The organism is Gluconobacter sp. Dm-74 (assembly GCF_018256135.1).
GTDB classification, from domain to species: Bacteria; Pseudomonadota; Alphaproteobacteria; order Acetobacterales; family Acetobacteraceae; genus Gluconobacter; species Gluconobacter cadivus.
In genome coordinates this window covers 360,264-379,877 of record NZ_JAERLX010000003.1, presented here as the reverse complement: position 1 = coordinate 379,877, position 19,614 = coordinate 360,264, and the positions used below count along the sequence as shown (strand labels likewise).

General features: G+C 60.7%; 18 protein-coding genes, 3 tRNA genes and 1 pseudogene. 13 read left to right on the top strand and 9 right to left on the bottom strand.

Translation table 11 applies throughout. From position 1 onward, the window contains the following. Positions 1-28: 28 nt before the first annotated feature. The gene (locus JK208_RS07280) at positions 29-1,252 is read right to left on the bottom strand and encodes a mechanosensitive ion channel family protein (RefSeq protein ID WP_194261225.1); all 1,224 of its coding nucleotides are present in this window, start codon (positions 1,250-1,252) and stop codon (positions 29-31) included. Between the two features lie 267 nt (positions 1,253-1,519). Here JK208_RS07280 and JK208_RS07275 point away from each other — a divergent pair, with 267 nt between their 5' ends. From JK208_RS07275 to cysE, 3 genes are read left to right on the top strand one after another with little or no spacing between them, the layout of a single operon-like run. Then, positions 1,520-2,197: a hypothetical protein gene (locus JK208_RS07275; RefSeq protein WP_211575168.1), complete on the top strand. Its 678-nt coding sequence runs from the start codon at positions 1,520-1,522 to the stop codon at positions 2,195-2,197. Between the two features lie 54 nt (positions 2,198-2,251). Further along, positions 2,252-3,469 (top strand): UbiH/UbiF/VisC/COQ6 family ubiquinone biosynthesis hydroxylase, encoded by a 1,218-nt coding sequence (locus tag JK208_RS07270; RefSeq protein WP_211575167.1) that lies wholly within the window; start codon positions 2,252-2,254, stop codon positions 3,467-3,469. Then, complete coding sequence (gene cysE / locus JK208_RS07265; protein ID WP_211575166.1) at positions 3,466-4,245, top strand: serine O-acetyltransferase; 780 nt, start codon at positions 3,466-3,468, stop codon at positions 4,243-4,245. Before JK208_RS07270 ends, cysE begins: the two co-directional genes overlap by 4 nt. A 43-nt stretch (positions 4,246-4,288) precedes the next feature. Here the strand turns inward: cysE and JK208_RS07260 are convergent, their stop codons facing one another. Further along, entirely contained in the window at positions 4,289-5,449 is a 1,161-nt protein-coding gene (locus tag JK208_RS07260) for an aldose epimerase family protein (RefSeq protein ID WP_211575165.1), read from the bottom strand. A gap of 316 nt (positions 5,450-5,765) precedes the next feature. Here JK208_RS07260 and JK208_RS07255 point away from each other — a divergent pair, with 316 nt between their 5' ends. After that, entirely contained in the window at positions 5,766-6,584 is an 819-nt protein-coding gene (locus JK208_RS07255; RefSeq protein ID WP_211575164.1) for a VacJ family lipoprotein, read from the top strand. A gap of 10 nt (positions 6,585-6,594) precedes the next feature. After that, positions 6,595-7,188, top strand: coding sequence for a phospholipid-binding protein MlaC (locus JK208_RS07250; RefSeq protein WP_194261220.1), 594 nt, complete (start codon positions 6,595-6,597; stop codon positions 7,186-7,188). Positions 7,189-7,242: 54 nt separating this feature from the next. On the opposite strand, the gene JK208_RS07245 is transcribed toward JK208_RS07250, so the two are convergent. The 3 genes from JK208_RS07245 to JK208_RS07235 form a co-directional block, all read right to left on the bottom strand. Further along, positions 7,243-7,740, bottom strand: a complete 498-nt coding sequence (locus JK208_RS07245; protein WP_194261219.1) for a GNAT family N-acetyltransferase — start codon at positions 7,738-7,740, stop codon at positions 7,243-7,245. A 75-nt stretch (positions 7,741-7,815) separates the two neighbouring features. Then, a complete protein-coding gene (gene ettA / locus JK208_RS07240; RefSeq protein ID WP_099285702.1) occupies positions 7,816-9,495 on the bottom strand; it encodes an energy-dependent translational throttle protein EttA in 1,680 nt (559 codons plus the stop codon). A 78-nt stretch (positions 9,496-9,573) separates the two neighbouring features. Beyond that, positions 9,574-9,647, bottom strand: a tRNA-Ile gene (locus tag JK208_RS07235). A gap of 218 nt (positions 9,648-9,865) precedes the next feature. On the opposite strand from JK208_RS07235, the gene JK208_RS07230 reads away from it, so the two are divergent. The 4 genes from JK208_RS07230 (at position 9,866) to JK208_RS07215 (ending at position 15,090) form a co-directional block, all read left to right on the top strand. Then, entirely contained in the window at positions 9,866-12,034 is a 2,169-nt protein-coding gene (locus JK208_RS07230) for an FUSC family protein (protein ID WP_211575163.1), read from the top strand. Positions 12,035-12,180: 146 nt separating this feature from the next. Then, complete coding sequence (gene adhS, locus JK208_RS07225; protein ID WP_011252329.1) at positions 12,181-12,582, top strand: alcohol dehydrogenase subunit III; 402 nt, start codon at positions 12,181-12,183, stop codon at positions 12,580-12,582. A gap of 174 nt (positions 12,583-12,756) precedes the next feature. Beyond that, on the top strand, positions 12,757-13,278 hold the full coding sequence (gene ppa, locus JK208_RS07220) for an inorganic diphosphatase (RefSeq protein ID WP_211575162.1): 522 nt from the start codon (positions 12,757-12,759) through the stop codon (positions 13,276-13,278). Between the two features lie 225 nt (positions 13,279-13,503). After that, positions 13,504-15,090, top strand: coding sequence for a carbohydrate porin (locus JK208_RS07215; RefSeq protein ID WP_194266942.1), 1,587 nt, complete (start codon positions 13,504-13,506; stop codon positions 15,088-15,090). A 177-nt stretch (positions 15,091-15,267) separates the two neighbouring features. On the opposite strand, the gene JK208_RS07210 is transcribed toward JK208_RS07215, so the two are convergent. Both JK208_RS07210 and JK208_RS07205 read right to left on the bottom strand, forming a co-directional pair. Continuing rightward, a tRNA-Gly gene (locus JK208_RS07210) sits at positions 15,268-15,342 on the bottom strand. A 125-nt stretch (positions 15,343-15,467) separates the two neighbouring features. Continuing rightward, positions 15,468-15,542 (bottom strand) — tRNA-Gly (locus JK208_RS07205). A 282-nt stretch (positions 15,543-15,824) separates the two neighbouring features. Between JK208_RS07205 and JK208_RS16200 the strand changes: the two are divergent. The 4 genes and pseudogenes from JK208_RS16200 to JK208_RS07190 form a co-directional block, all read left to right on the top strand. Further along, positions 15,825-16,049, top strand: a pseudogene (locus JK208_RS16200) (thioredoxin family protein); the annotation flags it as partial. A gap of 87 nt (positions 16,050-16,136) precedes the next feature. Next, a complete protein-coding gene (locus JK208_RS16195) occupies positions 16,137-16,667 on the top strand; it encodes a tetratricopeptide repeat protein (RefSeq protein ID WP_408872103.1) in 531 nt (176 codons plus the stop codon). A 4-nt stretch (positions 16,668-16,671) separates the two neighbouring features. Beyond that, entirely contained in the window at positions 16,672-17,358 is a 687-nt protein-coding gene (locus tag JK208_RS07195; protein ID WP_211575160.1) for an LON peptidase substrate-binding domain-containing protein, read from the top strand. A 2-nt stretch (positions 17,359-17,360) separates the two neighbouring features. Then, positions 17,361-17,540 (top strand): Trm112 family protein, encoded by a 180-nt coding sequence (locus tag JK208_RS07190; protein WP_194261215.1) that lies wholly within the window; start codon positions 17,361-17,363, stop codon positions 17,538-17,540. Positions 17,541-17,542: 2 nt separating this feature from the next. Here JK208_RS07190 and JK208_RS07185 read toward each other — a convergent pair whose 3' ends face one another. Next, entirely contained in the window at positions 17,543-19,111 is a 1,569-nt protein-coding gene (locus JK208_RS07185) for a globin-coupled sensor protein (RefSeq protein WP_194266948.1), read from the bottom strand. 100 nt (positions 19,112-19,211) lie between these two features. Further along, the gene (locus JK208_RS07180) at positions 19,212-19,580 is read right to left on the bottom strand and encodes a hypothetical protein (protein ID WP_211575159.1); all 369 of its coding nucleotides are present in this window, start codon (positions 19,578-19,580) and stop codon (positions 19,212-19,214) included. Between the last annotated feature and the right edge of the window lie 34 nt (positions 19,581-19,614).

The window sequence follows — 19,614 nt, the reverse complement described above, 5'->3', positions numbered from 1 at the left end:
CCATGACGCGTTGCCTGAACGCTTCGCCTCAGGCACGTCCCGGCATTGCGGCGGGTGGCGAGCCCGGCATATCGGGGCCGCGATAGGGACCATCCTGCGGCCGGTTGACCGGCGGGGCGACCAGAGCATCCGGCCAGGCGTTCTGATCCGGCGCACCGGAGACAATGGCCGTGCGACCACGCGGCAGACATTCCGGCATTTCCAGACGCAGGCGACGCAACATGCGCTCGCGAATGTCGCAGGCCAGATTCCACATCGAATCCGCATCCGGTGCCCCTGCGATCAGACGGATGGACATGACCTGCGCATTGCTGTCCGCGATCTGACAGCCGATGGAGGTCTTGTCCTGATCCCAGTCCGGGCATTTGGCCAGTTCCTCGAAATACATCTCCCGCAGGCGGTCCACCGGCGTCTGGTAGTCCAGCCACAGGAACAGCGAGGCGATCAGGGACGGCGAACTGTGCGTCCAGTTCTGGAACGGATTTTCAAGGAAATACGAGATCGGCACGATATAGCGGCGGCGATCCCACGTCCGCAGAACAACATAGGTCGCGTTGATTTCCTCCACCCACGCCCAGTCTCCGTTGAGGATCAGCATGTCTTCCATGCGGATCGGCTGGGTGACGGCAATCTGGATGCCCGCGATCAGGTTCGTCAGGGCCGGGCGGGCCGACAGACCGACGATCAGGGATGCCGCACCAGCAGACGCAAACAGCGACACGCCGAATTTCTGCACCGAGTGAAACACCATCAACGAGGACGCGACCGTCAGCACACCGAAAGAAATCTCGATCAGACGGCGCAGAACTCGGATCTGCGTCTGGTGCGAGCGGACCGAGATATCATCCATATGCTCCTTGGCGCTGATTCGCGTCAGATACTGATCCGTCAGCAGGCGGAACGTCCGGATGATGCCAAAGCCAAGATTGAGAATGAAAAGGCAAATGAAGACCTGTTCCAGAAACGAGGTCGTTGCATCCGTAAAGCCGATCGTGGCCTGAAGGGCGGCACTGGCGGCAATGATCATCAGACCATTGCGGATAGGCGCCCGCAGCCGCGCAATAATGGCATGAATGAACTGGACACGCCGCAGGCCTGGCAGCCGCGGGAGGGCATCCGTAATGATGCGGCTGGACAGCAGCGCGATACCCGCCGCGAACACCAGAATCAGAATCGAGCCCAGCGGAGCCGGAAGCCAGTCCAGCAGATGCCCGATCCGTCTGATGGACCTGACGTAAGAGTTTTCAATCATGCGTTCTGCGGTTCCTTATCTTCTTGCTGTCTGGCGCGGGTCTCCGCAAGACAACATCATCCGCTGCAGATCGTTCCCGAATCGCGTACGCGGATTGAAATCATTCAGGAGCGTGCCTGTCGAATTCCCTTCCATGAAAGCACAGAAGCCTCACATGGAGGACCACAACACCCATTTTTCACATGAAGAAGACAGTTTGACTATGGACCACAAATCCGTTTTCAGTCTGTCTTGAACGTTATAGTTCAGCAATTCAAGGATGCCTCCATGGGGTACAATCTAGAGATTACGCGCAACCCCATCTGGTCTGGTAGGCCCGGCACCCCCCTGTTGCTGGAAGAGTGGTTCGACGTCATCCAGAAGGATGACGAACTCCAGTTCGCCGTATCGAGCGAACCCAGAAAATATCCAACACAGGACGCGGAATGGCTCAATCATCCCACCGCCTCCAAAAAGCCGGAAGACACATTGTTCTACTGGGCAGGAAACGCCATCAGTTGCAAATATCCCGATGAACAGCAGATGGCCAAAATGGTCCAGATCAGCCGTCGCCTCAAAGCCGTTGTCGTTGGCGACAATGGCGAACGCTACGATCTGGACCCGAACGGCAAGGTCGTGGTCGACGAGAAAGCGCCTGCGGACCTTCCGCGACCCATGGTTTACGGCGCAGGGGCGCGGTCCTGCGCGGATTTCACACAGGCCATCACCGACGCGGCATCCCCCAAAAGCGTCATATTCTACAACTGGTATCTCGGGGTAGTAACGGCCGTTAACGCCGCCCGCCACCAGGACGGAAGGAGCGTTATGACACTTGATCTAAACGCCGAAGTGGTGCGCGAGGATCAAACCTTTCTCGCCCAATACTGCCGGGAACACCCCGAACGCAGTTTCCATCAGGCTGCCCTCACGCTGCTTCAGATGCGTCTCGCCCGCTGCCCCCCATAAAGAAAGCGCCCCCTTCCGCTCAAACCCTCGCAGGAGTAGGACAGGGGCAGGGAGATGAGTACGATGAAAAAAACCCATTACGACCTCTGCATCAACGGCGCCGGCCCTGTGGGCGCTACGCTGGCGTGTCGTCTGGCGGCAGAGGGCGTGCGCGTCCTGCTCATCGACCGCAATGCCCTGCCCGGCATGGAAGATCCTGCTCTGGACGGGCGGGCCTATGCCATTGCAGAAGGCTCCCGCCGGATGCTGGCGGACGCAGGCATCTGGGACAATCTGCCCAATGTAGCCCAGCCGATCCACGAAATCCGTGTTGCGGACGGACGCCCGCATGAGGCCCCCTCCCCGCTGACATTGCATTTCGGCCCGGAAGACGCCCCCGAAGGCCAGAGCTTCGGCTGGATGGTCGAGGCGCGGGACCTGCGGCTTGCGATCAACCAGACGCTGAAGCAGTACGACACGCTTGATGTGCACGCGCCGGATCTGGGAACCTTCACGTTCCATCCGGATCATGTCTCCATCCGTCTGGTCTCAGGCAACACCGTGACGGCAAAACTGGCCGTCGCTGCGGAAGGACGCCGTTCCCCGCTTCGCCGTCAGGCGCGGATCGGCCTGACCAAAATTCCGTATAACGAGTATGGCATCGTCGCGACGATCGCGCATGAAAAGCCGCATCATGGCGTGGCGCTCGAACATTTCCTGCCGGAAGGTCCGTTTGCACGCCTGCCCATGCCCGGCACCGCCGAACACCCGCACCGGTCCGCCATCGTCTGGGCCGAAGGCGAAGGCCGCGCCCAGCGTTTCCATGCCCTGCCGGACGAGATTTTCGCGCGCGAAATCAAGGCCCGCATGGCGGACGAGGATCTGGGCGAGATTACCCCGACCGGCCGTCGCTGGATCTATCCGCTCTCCGCGCAATACGCCCACAGCTATATCGGCCCGCGCCTCGCTCTGGCCGGGGACGCCGCGCACGGCATCCATCCGATCGCAGGACAGGGCCTGAACATCGGCTTCCGGGACGTGATTTCGCTCGCAGACCTACTGATCGAGGCGCATCGCACGCGCAAAGACATGGGCAGCCGCGAGCTTCTCGTCCGCTATCAGCGCAACACCCGCCCCGGCAACATGGCAATGCTGGCCGCCACGGACGCGCTCGAACGCCTGTTCGGCAACGACAATCCGGTCCTGCGTCGCCTGCGCGACATCGGCATCGCGGGCGTCCAGCGCTTCCCCGCCCTGCGCCGGGCCTTCGTCCGAAAGGCCATGGGCGTATGACGGAAGCCATCATCGAAACGCCCTTCGAAAGAACATCGGACCTCACAGCCTTCTGGCAGGACATGCAGTCGCAGGCCTGCAGTTGCCATGACCCGCTGATTCAGGACGTGTTTTCCACCAATATCGGAGACCATCCGGATTTTGCATCCGCGCTGGCGTCCCTGCTGGGCACGAAACTCGCGGATCGCTCCATCCCGGCGACAAGTATCACCCGGCTCGTCGCTTCAATCCTGAGCGCCGATCCCGACATCGCCGAAGCGGCCGCCGCCGATATTCTCGCAACCTATGACCGCGACCCGGCCTGCCCGGACCTCGTCACGCCCTTCCTGTTCTTCAAGGGATGGCAGGCGCTTCAGGCCTACCGGATCTCGCATCATCTCTGGACGCGGGGCCGTCAGCATCTGGCCCATCATTTCCAGAGCCGGATCAACGAGCTTTTCGCCATCGATATTCACCCCGCGGCCCGTCTCGGACGGCGGCTGAGCATCGACCACGGAACAGGCATCGTCATTGGCGAAACCTGCATCGTAGAAGATGACGTCTCGCTGTTTCAGGATGTCACGCTGGGCGGCACAGGCAAACTGAGCGGCAACCGTCACCCCATCGTGCGGCGCGGGGCCATGATCGGCGCAGGCGCCAGAATCCTCGGGCGTCTCGTGATCGGGGAATATGCCCGGATCGGCGCGGCTTCGGTGGTTCTGGAAGATATCCCGGCCTATTCCACCGCCGTCGGCAATCCGGCGCGGATCGTGGGCACCACACCCCGCCCGGCATAAAGCACTCAGGGTCCGGAGCCTGCGCCCCGGACCCTGATGTCTCTTACTTGTTCGAGAACTTGAAAATCGTCGTGTAATCGAACGTCTGACCCGGCTTGAGTTCAGTCGTCGGGAAAGACGGATGGTTCGGGCTGTCGGGATAATGCTCGGCCTCGAACGCAATCGCATCGCCCTGACGATAGGCATGACCGGACACCCCGGCATAACCGCCATCCAGCGAGTTGGACGTATAGACCTGAAGCCCCGGCTGGTTCGTCAGGATTTCCATGCTGCGGCCCGAACGCGGATCATAAACCTTACCCGCCAGACGCGGCGCCTGACCGGACGGCCCGTTGACGACCCAGTTCATGTCATAACCACGCGCATACATCATCTGCTGATCGTTGCTGCGCAGACGATCACCGATGACGGTCGGCTTGCTGAAATCGAGCGGCGTCCCGGCAACAGGCGCGATCTGGCCAGTCGGGATGGATGTTGCGTCGGTCGGCGTGAAGCCATCGGCGTTGATCTGAAGAATTTCCGGCTCAATGGAGCCCGAACCCTCGCCGTTCAGATTCCAGTAGCTGTGATTCGTCAGGTTCAGAACCGTCGGCGCATCGGTCGTGGCGACATAATGCAACGACAGGGCGTTGTCCGTGCCCAGCGTATAGGTCACATGCGTCGTCAGCTTGCCCGGAAAGCCCTGATCGCCGTCCGGGCTGACCAGCTTGAGCGTCACATACGCGCCATTGTCGTTGGTGCCGGTCTTCTCGATCGTCCAGACGTTCTTGTCGAAGCCCTTCTTGCCGCCATGCAACGCATTCGGCGGAGCCGTCACGTCCGTGTGATAGATCTTGCCGTCCACGGGAAAGCTGCCGCCGGCGAGACGGTTCGCGTAACGACCGATGATGGCGCCGAAGAACAGACCGCCCTTCGCGCTATCAACCGTATAGCCCTTCAGATTGTCGAACCCGAGAACCACGTCCTGAACATGTCCTTCGCGGTCCGGCGTCTCGACGGACTGGATGATGCCGCCATAGGTGATGATGCGGGCCGTGGTGCCGAAACCGTTCTTCAGGGTCACGATCCGCACGGGCTTGCCATCCGGCGTGTTGCCCCAGGGCTGATTGGCCACGGTGGGGTGCGCCTGCGCCACACCGGCACTCAGGGCCAGAGCTGCGACAGTGGCGAGAAACGTACCCTTCGAGCCGAAGAATCTGGACATTGGAAACCTCCCGGGTGTTGAGTTGAGGCCACACTGATCCCAAAAATCTCGAAGGGTCAAAGGCCCGAAAGCAGCCGGAAAGCATCTGGATCGTTAAAGCATCTGGCCTCTTCAAACGAGCAGCATTTGCAGACATACAGGGATGCACGCTATCGGAGGATACGTTATGACTACGCCCCTCCGCAGTTTTCCGCGACGGACGGCGCGTGGCCGATCGGGGTTCATGGAGTCCTTCAGGGAACGGATTACGAAAATTTCCGTTTTCCGGTGACTTCTTCGTGAGCACTGGGCCGGGAAGGGTATTTTGGGGATGGTTATGGACTTTCGGCAGGACGACAACGCAATCCGGGAGACGCGCTCACGCCGTGTGTCACGTCGCAGCAGAGCTCTTGCAGGTACGCTCGCCCTGCTGGCACTGGGCGCCTGTGGCTCACTCCGCCAGCCGCCCCCGACAGATCCGGATGATCTCGCGGATTACAAGGCCGCAAACGATCCCTACGAGCCCCTGAACCGCAAGATGTACAACGTCCAGATGTGGGCCTATCACAAGGTCCTGCGTCCGGTCGGCAAGGCATGGATCTGGGCCATTCCCAAGCCCGTGCGTCACTCCATTGCGAACATCAACGAAACCTGGCGCGAGCCTGCGGTCTTCTTTTCCGACGTTGGTGCAGGCAAGCCGCGCCGCGCGGGCGATGCCTTCATGCGCTTTGCAATCAACATGAGCGCAGGCGTTGGTGGTTTCTTCGATGTCGCAGGACTTGTCGGCTACAACCAGCATGAAACCGATCCGGGCCTGACAATGGGCACTTGGGGCGTGGCGAGCGGGCCTTACCTGTTCATCCCGTTCGTCGGTCCGTCCAATTTCCGTGATGGTGCCGGTTACGGCATCGGCCAGGGCCTGACGCCGATCAACTATGTGCCGCGCGGCTATGATCTGCTAACCTTCAACTGGGCTTACAACGTGGCCGGGACCATGGAAGGCTATGCCAGCTCCATCGACCAGATCGACCATGTCGAACAGGACAGTCTGGACCCGTACTCCTATATCCGGAGTGCATGGCAGCAGAACCGCCAGAGCCAGATCGACACGATCAAGAACGACGACCGCGCCACGACCCCCGACTGGTACAACTGAGGACAACGACATGTTCAACGTATTTTCGCGCCGCACCATTCTCGGGGCCGTTGTCTCCCTCGCCGTCGCCACCGGAGCTGCACACGCCAACCCGGCGACGGACTTCGTAAACTCTTTCGGGGGCCGTCTGGCAGGCGTGGTCAACTCCAAGGAGCCGCTTGAGCAGAAGAAGAAGGAAGTTCTTCCCCTGCTCAAGGAGAATGTCGATATCGCCGGGATTGGCCGCTACTGCCTCGGCAAATACTGGCGGACCGCAACGCAGGCCCAGCGTGACAAGTACCTCTCCCTGTTCGATCAGGTCTTGGTCAACACCATCACGGACCAGATCGGCAGCTATCAGGGCGTGAGCTTCCGCGTCACATCCACGACGACCACGCCAGAAGGCGAACGCGTCAATGCGCTGATCGACCGTCCGGGCCAGCCGGAAGTCAACATGCAGCTGGTCATCGGCGGTAACCCGCCCAAGGTCATGGACATGTATGGCGAGGGTGCCAGCCTGCGCATGAACCAGCGCGGCGACTACAGCTCCTATCTCGCGCGCCACAACGGCGACGTCGACGCCCTGAACGCCGCTCTCGAACGACAGCTCTCAGCCCACAAGTAAGACATCAGGCAGGGCCGCCCGTCATGGGCGGCTCCTGCTGTTGCGAATAGACCGTCAGTCCGCCGTGATTTCGTAGAGAAACATCGTATCGCCATCGCGGTCGAAAGTGGCCGTATGACGCAGTCCCAGACTGCCGAGCACTGTGCGAGACGCCAGATTGTCTTCCCTAGCCACGGCCACGATACGCTTTTCGCCCGTATCCAGCACATAGCGCAGGGCCGCGGCCGCGGCTTCGCGGGCAATGCCGCGCCCGGCAGCCCATGGAAAAATGGAAAATCTCAGGCCAAGGCCACGCCCGTCAGGGCGTTCGTGTACGCCGGTAATGCCGACGAAGCGGCCATTTTCGCGAATAGCAAAAATTCCCACACCGCACCGTGCCCAGAAACTGACGTCTTCCGCCATTTCCTGTTCGGTCATGGTCCGGTTGCGTACGCCGCCCAACATTTTGGCGAAGGCACCGGCATCGCCCTTGAGCTTGATCATGTCTTCAAGATCCGGCCAGTTGACCGGAGTCAGGACAAGACGGGCGGTTCGGATTTCACGCCCCAGCACGCAGCTCTCCCCAGACCATCAGCAGAAACCTTCAGCGGACAGGGGTGTCCCGTCCACTGAAGGGAAAACGCCGGATCAGCGGGCCAGCGGACGATACTTGATGCGACCCGGCTCGGTTGCATCCGGGCCCAGACGACGGCGCTTGTCAGCTTCGTAGTCCTGGAAGTTGCCCTCGAACCACTCGACATGGCTGTCGCCCTCGAACGCGAGGATATGCGTGGCCAGACGGTCAAGAAACCAGCGATCATGGGTGATGATCACGGCGCAACCGGCAAACTCCGCCAGAGCGTCTTCGAGGGCACGCAGCGTATCGACGTCAAGATCGTTGGTCGGTTCGTCGAGCAGGATGACGTTGCTGTCCTGCTTGAGCATCTTCGCGAGATGGACGCGGTTGCGCTCACCACCCGACAGAATGCCCACGCGCTTCTGCTGATCCGCACCCTTGAAGTTGAATGCGCCCACATAGGCCCGCGACGGCACCGTGCGCTTACCAAGCTGGATGACGTCCGTACCGCCGGAAATTTCTTCCCAGACCGTCTTGTTATCATCGAGCGTGTTGCGGGACTGATCGACGTATCCCAGCTTCACCGTATCGCCGATCTTGAGCGACCCGCCATCCGGCGCATCATCACCCGTGATCATTTTGAACAGCGTGGACTTACCCGCACCGTTCGGTCCGATCACGCCCACGATGCCACCCGGCGGCAGCTTGAAGCTGAGATTGTCGATCAGCAGACGATCGCCAAAGCCCTTGCTGAGATTTTCGGCTTCAATGACCGTGCCACCCAGACGCGGGCCCGGCGTAATTACGATATCCGCCGTGCCGCCTGCCTTTTCAGCATTGGCGGCCAGCATTTCCTCATACTTCGTGATACGCGCCTTGCTCTTGGCCTGACGGGCCTTGGGCGAGCTGGAAATCCATTCCTGCTCGGCAGCAAGAGCACGCTGACGGGAGCTTTCTTCCTTCTCTTCCTGCGCCAGACGCTTGCGCTTCTGAACGAGCCAGGACGAGTAGTTGCCTTCGAACGGATAGCCACGACCACGCTCGAGTTCGAGAATCCAGTTCGTGACGTTGTCGAGGAAGTAACGGTCATGGGTGATGACCATGACGGTGCCCTGATAGTCCCGCAGCGTCTTTTCGAGCCAGCTCACGCTTTCGGCGTCAAGATGGTTGGTCGGTTCGTCAAGCAGCAGGATATCGGGCTTTTCGAGCAGCAGACGGCACAGCGCCACGCGGCGGCGTTCACCACCCGAAAGCTTCGTGACCGGGCTGTCGGCGGGCGGGCAACGCAGCGCATCGAGCGCGATTTCCAGCTTGCGGTCCAGTTCCCAGCCGTCGCCAGCGTCGATCTTTTCCTGAAGATCGGCCTGCTCTGCGAGCAGCGCGGTCATTTCGTCGTCCGACATCGGCTCGGCGAACTTCATCGAAATCTCGTTGAAGCGGTCCACCGCCTTTTTCAGATCCCCGAAGCCCTGCGCGACGTTCTCGCCGACCGTCATGCTCTCGTCGAGCTTGGGCTCCTGTTCGAGATAGCCAATGCGGACGCCCTCGGCAGCCCAGGCCTCGCCGCCATATTCCTTTTCAATGCCCGCCATGACCTTGAGCAGCGTGGACTTACCCGCGCCGTTCACACCCAGCACACCGATCTTCACACCCGGCAGGAAGGACAGCGTGATGCCCTTGAAGACTTCGCGCCCACCCGGATAGGCCTTCGTAAGGTCCTTCATGACATAGACGTACTGGTAGGCGGCCATGGGAGGTCTCCTCAATCGGTGGATGGGCGGGGAAGACGCGGAACACATCCGTTCCACGCAGATCAGATCGGCACACCGTGCGCCCGGAGGGACTCGAACCCCCAACCAAGCCGTTATGAGCGGCCGGCTCTAACCAATTGAGCTACAGGCGCGCGGGTGCAGTCCGCAATCGCCCAACTCGGGTCTTTTTGCAAGGGCTGACATGGTGGAATGTGTCTTTTTAAGTTAGTGTGTCACGCCTTCCCGTTCCCTAAAGGCCGTTCAGGCGACCTTTGCTGCCGTTGCGAGATGGCCTCACTGGTCCGTATTGCCCGAAGGGATGTCCGATGCCTGCAAATATCGCGAAAATACCCAGTAGTACCCCGCAGACATGATACAGACCGGGCCGGTCGCGCTTATCCGCAAACTGCGCTGGCTCTACGCTCCCGATCCGGTCATGGCCGGATATGCGCTCCGGACGACGTTCACGTCGCTTCTCGCACTCGGAATCGCGCTGCGAATGGAGCTTGGCAGCCCACAATGGGCCGCGCTGACCGTCTGGATGGTCGCACAGGGCACACGCGGACGCAGCCTCGCGAAAGCCAAATGGCACCTGTTCGGCATGGTGGTCGGCGTCATCAGCGGAATCATACTGGTCGCCTCTTTTCCGCAGTCGCCGCTGATGTTCATTCTCCTGCTGGCAGGCGGAATCGGCGCGTTCTGCATGATCGGCACGTTCATGCCCGGTCCGGCATCCATGACGAACTACCGCATCCACGGTATGCGGGCTTCGGGCTTCACCTACGCCATCGTCTCCCTCGATGGTATCGCAGACCCGCACCACATCTTCGCCATCGCCATGGCGCGCGCCACCTACATTCTGCTGGGCATCGTGCTGGAAGCCTCGATTTCCGGGCTGTTCCAGCTCGGCCTGACCAAACGCACGCGCCATCAACTCGCCAGCACGTTCGAAGACACGCTCAAACCCGCCCTGACCGCCATCGCGGACATTCTGATCGGCAAGGAAGGGGGCATGCAGAACGTGCAGGGTATCTTCACCCAGATCACGACGCTCGGCGATCAGGTGGAGTTCGCGGAAGTCGAACTGGGCCGCCGCGATCATGCCGGAGACCATGCCCGCGCGGCGCTGGCGGATATCGCCGTCCTCCTCGCCCGCGCCCTCGATCTGGCGACCCTCATGCGCCTGCCGCTCAGTCAGGACGACATGTTCCATCAGGAAGCCGAGGCCATCCGGGACGTGTTTCTCAAACTCCCCGCCCGACTGGATGGGACGGAGCCCATGAGCGTCCTTCTTGCCGATCTGCTGGCCCTGCGCCGCCAATGCCGCCAAAAGGTGGTGATTGATTTCAACACCGCTCAGCCGGATGATGCCGCGCGCGAAGCCGTCCTGCGCCACGGCATGCTTCAGCAGGCTCTCGTCGAACTGATCGACGCACTCCGCATGGCGTTAAGCCAGTTCGAGGCCAGCCGACACCCCGAAGCGCACGACCATTTCCATGCGCCGATCCGCTCCTACCGCGACTGGCAACAGGCCATTACCAACAGCCTGCGCTCCTCCGTCACGGTCTTCGGAGCGGGCCTCATCTGGATCTGCACCGCCTGGCCCAGCGGACTGACCTTCATCATGTTCGTCTGCATCGTGTGCAGCCTGTTCTCGACACTGGAGCGCCCGGCACTGGCCACGCAGGCGTTCCTGCGCGGAGCCTGCTGTGCGGTCGTCGCAGCGGGCATCCTCAATCTGGCCCTGATGGGCAAATCGACGACGTTTGAAATGCTGGGCATGTGGTCGGGCCTTGCGATGATGATTGGCGGTCTGGCTTTTGCCTACCCGCCCCTGACCCTCCCGGCCGTATCGTACAACCTGTTCCTGCCCATTCTGATCGGCCCGTCCAATCAGGCCAAAACCGACGAAATTACCTATTTCAACACGGCCATGCCGCTTGTTCTGGGCCTGCTCTACGCCTCGTGGATGTACCGCGTTTTCCTGCCCTACGACCCCGCCCATCAACGCTGGACCATGCGCGAAAACATCCTGCGTGACCTGCATCGGATCGCGGACGGCAGTGCCCGCGAAACGGTGGACAGCGTGGTCTCGCGCAATGTGGACCGCTTCGTGCGGCTCATGACCAATTCGGGCTCAACGCCCTCGCCCGTTATTCAGGCCTATCTGACAGGAATTCTGTCGGGCATGCGCGTCATGCTCAATCTTCTGCGCCTTCAGGCCATCCGCCGCGATACGCGGCTTGTCGGGGAGGCCAGCAAGGCGCTTTCCCTCGTCATGGGGCGCATGAGCCATTTCAGCGGACGCTATCACGGCCATTACGGCCGTACCCTGCGGGCGACAAAGCTCGCGATCCTGCACTTGCGCACATGCGAGCGCAACGAGTCCCGCCCCCGCGAACGCTTCATCCTGATCGCCGCCCTGACCAGTCTGGACGTCATCGCCACAGAACTGGACACGAACCGCGTTTTCTTCGACGCGAACAGCCCGTATCTGGACCCGTCCGTCCGCTCCGAGGAACTGGAATCGACTGGCTGACACAATTCTCACGAACCGATCACGAAGAAATGTTCTGAAACACACTTCCCTTTTCCGGGAAACGGGGGAATTGTTCGTTTTCAGCCGCGGGATACCGCGGACGACAGGTTTAAGACCTACTGGGTTTCAGAACTAAGGATACCGTGATGTTTCGTCGTATCGTGCCCGTCCTCGGCCTCGCCCTCGGGCTCGGTCTGGCTTCCCAGGCCGCCATGGCACAGGAACAGTCCCCCCCGCCCCCGCCGGCCGTTCAGGGTACGCCCGGCAAGGACTTCACGGGCGTTTCGCCCGCCAATCTCGCTGGCATCATGAACTACTGCGTCGAGCAGCAGTATGTGTCCTATGACGAAGGCAACCCGGTTCTTTACGGGCTGAGCGAGAAGTACAAGGCCACCGAACAGACAGTCGGCAATTTCGACTACGCGCTCGGCACTGCCGGTTACTTCGACAGCAACGGCAAGCGCTTCTATCTCGTGGCCTACACGAACGAAGACGACCGCCGCGCCGCCTGTCACGCCGCCGTCAAGGCCGCACAGCCGATGCTCTGAGCCCTGCCCGCAGGACCCGGATTTTCACAAAAACTCCCCTGCCACACGGCACGGGGAGTTTTTTTATACCCGCTTCCCGCCGTCAGACCGGACTTCCCTCCTTTCCGCTCTGGGCACGGGCCACAGGCGCCGGTAATATCCCCGCCTCTCCAAACAGTTCAGGACATGAACATCATGGACGTTTCCAAGATCTCGCCCGGCAAAGACCTGCCCAACGACATCAACGTCGTCATCGAAATCCCGCAGGGATCGCAGGTGAAGTACGAAGTGGACAAGGACAGTGGCGCCCTCGTCGTTGACCGTTTCCTCTTCACGCCGATGGCCTATCCGGCTGCTTACGGCTTCATTCCGGGCACGCTGGCCGCCGATGGCGATCCGGCTGACGCTCTTGTCCTGACGCCGTCCGCCATCGTGCCGGGTGCCGTGATCCGTGCGCGCCCGATCGGCATGCTGAAGATGGAAGACGAAAGCGGACAGGACGAAAAGATCATCTGCGTCCCGCACGACAAGGTCCACCCGCAGTTCACGAACGTCCATTCCGTGGACGACCTGCCGGAAATCACGAAGAAGGCGATCACGCATTTCTTCGAGCGCTACAAGGATCTGGAACCCAACAAGTGGGTCAAGGTCACGGGCTGGGCTGACAAGGCCGCCGCAGGCGAAGTGATCATGGCTTCGGTCGAAGCCGCCAAGTAAGCCCCCGGCTTCCGTCGGAGGAACGCCCATAGCGTGCCCCCGACGGACACCCTGACGGGTATGCTTTCAAAACCCCCTGCTTCCCCACCGGAGGCAGGGGGTTTTTGTTCGATATCACATATATTTGTGGGAATTTATGATATAAGTAACATTATATTATGTTCTTTAACGGTAAATATATGTTATCTCTGAGACGCTAACCTGCTTTTCCAAGGAATCAGCGGATTGTCTCGAGTTCATCTCCACGCAGCTTTCTGCCTGGCCACAATTCTTCCGTCCTGCGTCATGGCCCAGAGTGCTGGGACCCAGAACACCTCAGGGACCTCCTCAACACCCAGCACGGGATCCGCTTCAGACCGGACGCTCTCGACCTTTCAGGCCTATAGCCCGGACGCAAAAGTCACACAGATCAAGGTCACAGCCCCGCAGCAGGGAATTCCGCCCGTCATCTGGCCGTCCGAAAACTCGGAACTCCCCAGCGAGCGAGTCAACACGCCTCTGAACCAGATCTATTTCGGCAATGAATGGGTTCCTCCCCTTCCAAAACCCGAAGCTCTTCTGACGAACCCGTTCGGCTGGAATACCTGGCTGCGCGATCGCGGCATCGCGTTAACGATGGACACCACCAACGAGTTTTCCGGCGCCATCACCAGCCCGACACCGGGCTATGGCCTGAAACAGGGCAGCAGCAATGCTGGCCAGTACAGCCTTGAGAACGATATCGACTGGGAAAAGCTCGCCAATGTCCGCGGCTTCTCGACCCATGCACTTGTCGTGGGCCGGTACGGTATCCCCGGCAGCCGCATGTTTGGCGATAACCTCAACCCCAGCTCCGAAATCTACGGCGCAGGCGGCAACGTGGTCGTCCATCTCGTCTATGCCTATGCTGAAGAGACAATCGCCAAGGGCCGCGTGGACCTTGCGGCCGGGCGTATCCCGTTCCTGAACGATTTCTCGTCCAACCCGCTGTATTGCACCTTCCAAAACAATGCGTTCTGCGGAAACCCGAAGGCATCGTCAGACAACACGACCCATTCGTCCTACCCGGATGCGGGCTGGGCTTTCCGCGCCCGGACCCGGCCAACCGTCAGCACCTATATCCAGACTGGCGTTTATTTCGCGCAAGCCGGAATTTACGGCAACGTGCAATACCGTACGGGCTTCAAGTTCAATGGCGGTGACATCCACGGCGAAGCAATCCCGGTCGAAGCCGGGTGGGAACCGCTGTTCGGCAAAGACAAGCTGCCCGGTCACTACAAAGTTGGCTACGCCATCGACAACGCGCCCCACAAGGACAACTACTATGACATGAACGGGCAGCCCTATGTCATCAGCGGCCTGCCCGCCCGGACCGTGAACTATTCATGGTCTGCCTGGGTTCTGGCCGATCAGATGGTGCTGCGCCATCACGTCAAGGGCAATGCCGATGCTGGCCTGATCCTGCTGGGCGGTATGTACGCCAACAGCCCGCGCACCCAGCTTCGTGGCCAGCAATATTTCGCGGGCCTGATCGATACCGGATTCTGGGCCTCACGCCCGCTGGATACGATCGGTATCAACTTCTCCTATGTCCGCGTTTCCAAAAACGCGACCGCAACGGAACGGCTTCAGGCCCTGTACGGCGTGCCGCTCATGGCAGGCTCCCTGACACCGCAGACATTCGGCGAAGTTCTGGAAGCCACATACCGCATCCATGTGATGCGCGGCGTCACCTTTGCGCCTGACTTCCAGTATTACTTCCGTCCGGGTGCACAGAAAGCCCTCAAGGACGCCGCAATGCTTGGCTTCAAAAGCCACATCCAGTTCTTCTGAACAACACTTCGTCCGGGAAGCACGATCTCAACAGGCGGCTTCCCGGATAAACCGCCTGCCCGCACGGCGTTTTTCCAGACCATCCTGAGTTGCGAACAGTGTTCGAAAACGCAGCGGAAATTCCCCGCCCGCAACGCGGAAGGGACTGGTTGATCACTTCAATATGCTGGATTTTTCTGGAGCGGGCGATGGGATTCGAACCCACGACCCCAACCTTGGCAAGGTTGTGCTCTACCCCTGAGCTACGCCCGCACTCCGTGGAGGGGCTTATGGCCGAATCAGAGCCCCGGCGCAAGAGAAGAAGAGGCCATCCCAACACCACTTTGGCGACAGAGTGCAGAAACGAAAAAAGGCACCCGAAGGTGCCTTTTTTTCACTGGAGCGGGTGATGGGATTCGAACCCACGACCCCAACCTTGGCAAGGTTGTGCTCTACCCCTGAGCTACACCCGCACTCCGTGGAGGGGCTTATGGCTGAATCAGCAGAACCGCGCAAGAGGGATTTTTCGATTCTGATGCAATATCTGCTTCCCGCCCTCTCCGACAGGGTGTGGACTTGCACCACAGGCACACACATCCGATCTTTCAGGGAAATTGTTTTCCCAGCGAACGGTCCCCGCCCCCATGAGCAGCACATTCGACGAACACATTATCGGCCAATCCCCCAAAACACCCCCGGCAGGCGCAACCGCCACCATCATCGACGCCGATCAGTCCAGCTTCATGGCGGACGTGGTCGACGCCAGCAGCACGATTCCGGTTCTGGTCGATTTCTGGGCGCCGTGGTGCGGCCCATGCAGACAGCTGACGCCTGTTCTGGAAAAAATCGTCCGCGCCGCCGGAGGGCGGGTCAAACTCGTTAAGGTGGACGTGGAAGCCAACAAGGCCCTTGCCGCACAGCTCGAACAGCTCGGCCTGCCGCTTCAGTCCATTCCCGTCGTCGTGGCGTTCTGGAAAGGACAGGTGCTGGATCTTTTTCAGGGTGCCCAGCCGGAAAGCGAAATCCGCCGCTTTGTGGAGTCTCTGCTCAAACTTGCCGGAGACGTCATGCCTGCGACTGAAATTCTGACAGCCGCACGTCAGGCACTGTCAGATGGCCACGCGGATCAGGCGGCTGGTCTGTTTTCGCAGCTTCTGGAAGCAGAGCCGGAAAGCCCCGAAGGCTGGGGCGGCATGATCCGCGCCCTGATTGCCCTGAACGAGCCGGAAGCCGCCGAAGATGCCTCCTCGCAGGTTCCGGCCAAGCTGGACACCCATCCGGAAATCACAGGCGCCCGTGCCGCGCTGGCGCTACATGTGGAAGGCGCCAAAGCCGTCTCGGAACTCGACACGTTGCGCCAGCAAAGCGTCGCGGCACCCGATGATTTCGATCTGCGCCTTAAACTGGCCGCCGCTCTTAATGGAGCGGGTCAGCGCGCACAGGCCGCCGATACGCTGCTGGATATTCTCCGTGCCGACCGGGACTGGAACGACGGCGCAGCAAAAACGGAGCTTCTGCGCTTTTTCGAGGCGTGGGGACACACAGACCCTGCTACGCTGGCCGCAAGACGCAAACTCTCTTCCCTTCTGTTTTCGTGAGCCGATGACCGAAACCCCCGATCTCCCGCCTGACGACGTATCGAACGAGCCCGCCCGGCGCGCTCCGCCCCTGACGGAACTGACGCTGGCCGATATCCCGCCCCGCGTCGGCCTGTTTCCGTTGTCAGGCGCGTTACTACTGCCCGGCGGCCATCTGCCGCTGCTGGTCTTTGAAGCGCCCTATGTGGCGCTGTTGGAAGATGCGCTGGCCGGACGCAGGATGATCGGCGTCATCCAGCCCCTCATGGACCCCGATACGGACGAGCACCCCCTCCTCTATCGGACCGGAACGCTGGGCCGCATCACGGAATTTGCCGAACATACGGATGGCACCTTCACCGTCACCCTGCTCGGAATTTCCCGCTTCCGCCTGATCCGCGAAACCCCGACAGAGAACGGATGGCGCGAAGGCATCATCGATGCCACCCCATTCGTCGCCGATCTGGTCGAAGAAGATCCAATGCCGATCAATCGCGATCTGCTGCTGGAGGGTCTGAAAACCTATCTCGAATCCCGTGACCTTCAGGCAAGTTGGCCGCTGATCGAGGATATGGACGATGAGACGCTGCTGGTTGTCCTGCCGATGCTTGTACCGTTCACACCGGTGGAAAAACAGTCCCTGCTGGAAGCCATGACGCTGGACGAACGCGCCGGGCTCTTGCTGGATCTGCTTGAGAGGGGCATGGAATAATCATGACGACTGAACTTGATCCACGCCTCCTCTCCCTTCTGGTCTGTCCTCTGACCAAGGGGCCGCTGACCTATGACCGTGAGACCCAGGAGCTGATCAGCCCCCGGGCCAAGCTCGCCTTCCCGATCCGGGACGGCATTCCGGTCATGCTGGCTGACGAAGCCCGTTCGATCGAGACCTGAGGTCAAGCTTTTTCCCGGATGCCGTTCTGGGACGGCATTTTTGGCGCGGAGGGGAGCCCTCCTCGCTGTGACGGGCGGGACTGGGCTTTGCGGACCTTGAAGTTCCGCACAACGCGCGTCAGTTCTCCGGCATCGCCGACCAGTTTCTGGCTGGCGCTGCTGGTCTGATGGACGATCGCGGCATTGCTCTTGGTCACGCCCTCAAGCTGCGTCGTGCTGGCGTTGATATCCATGATGCGCTGGGCCTGCGCTTCAGCGCCCGAGGCAATCTGCCCCACAGCCGTTCCCAGACGCTCAACTGACGTGCTGATGTTGCCGAGGGCCGTACCGGTTTCGTCGACCATCTGCACACCGCGCTGCACATCCTGCATACTGCTGGCGATCAGTGATTTGATTTCCTTGGCCGCCGTGGCGGAACGCTGCGCCAGCGCCCGGATTTCCTGTGCGACGACGGCAAAACCACGTCCTGCATCTCCGGCATGGGCGGCTTCCACACCCGCATTGAGCGCCAGCAGATTGGTCTGGAACGCGATTTCGTCGATGACGCCGATGATCTGGACGATCCGGTTGGAGGATGAGGAAATCTTGGCCATCGCCTCGACGGTCTTGCCGACGATTTCACGGCCCTGTTCGGTTTCCTGACAGCAATCGGCCACGGTCGTATCGGCCTGACGGGCTTCGTCGGCCACCGCCTTCACCGAAGACGTCAGTTCCGCAATATTACGGGCGACAGCCGCCAACGCATCGACCTGCTCGGCGATACGGCCGGTGATGTCTTCCGTAGAGCCACTGATTTCGCGGGCTCTCTGTTCCACAGCCCCCGAGGTCTCGCGAACGGCATGAACGATCCGTCCGAGCCCTTCGCAGGCGCGATGAAACGCACCGCCCATCCGGCTTGAGCCGTTTTCCAACGACGGATCGATCTGCTGAACCAAATCACCGCCTGCCATGCGATCCAGTGCATCGGCCAGCGCATCCGACAGGGCTGCGAGGCTCTGAATGCGCTCGTTTTCCGCCCGCGACCGTTCCTGCACGTCCAGATTCTGGGTGTAGGTTTCCAGCCCGAGTTCCATATCGAGGAGGCCGCAGCGGATCAGAAGCCCGATCTGGGAAGCCGCTTCCTCAGCGGAGGTTCCTTTGGCCGGCCGGCGCAGAAGACGATCCAGAACGCTGCGGCGCGGCTGGGGCCAGTGCTGGCGGAGCAGTTCCGTCACCATGCCTTCGATCAGAAGGGCATAACCGCCGACATACCATTGGGGTTTGAGGCCGATCCGGGCATGCGTGTTCCCGATCGCACGCGTGCTCGCAACATAATCTGCGCCGAACTCGCCCTGAAGGATCTGCTTCCAGTGCTTTTCCTGCTGGCTGCGTGCGCCATTGCGATGCTGCTCGCTGGAAAAAAACTTGTTCAGGGCCGGAGTTTTAAGAATCCGGCCATAAAAATGGTCCAGCGCAGATCCCAGAACGCTCAGGGCCTGTGGGCGGATTCTGGCCAGATGGGCTTTCTCAGCCGCGCCGATGCCAAGAAAAAGCAGTCGTTCGGCAATATCTGCCTTGACCTGCTCAGTCATAATCGGAGTCTCCAGAGCGTGGATTTGGCGCATGTTCAAGCCAAAGCCCCTAACACGCCAAGTGTTACGCAATCATGAAGAAACCCCGACAGATCTCCGGTCAGTTGGGCGTATTGTTTTTACCGTAAGACACTTCGGTATCCGGCGTTGCCGGATGCGGTGCGATATCGACGCTTCCACCCTGCCCACCGAAGGACATGCTGCCAGAGGATGGCCCGCTGTCGGTCTCATGGGAGGACGGTGCAGGACTTTCCGCACCCGGCGGCATGGGCATGACCGGAGCGTCATCGGCATAGGACACGCCGCTTCCCTGACGGTGACGGGCGCTGCCATGAGCATGCGATCCGTGACCCGGGCCTGCACCCGGCGGCGGAAGGGGGGCCATGTCCGGGGATGGCCCGCTGAGCATGGAGCCGCAGCCTGTCATGGCAAGAAACGACAGCATAAAGAGGGAAGAGACGAAACGCATGACAGGCAATATAGCACTTTTCAGCGGTTGACGC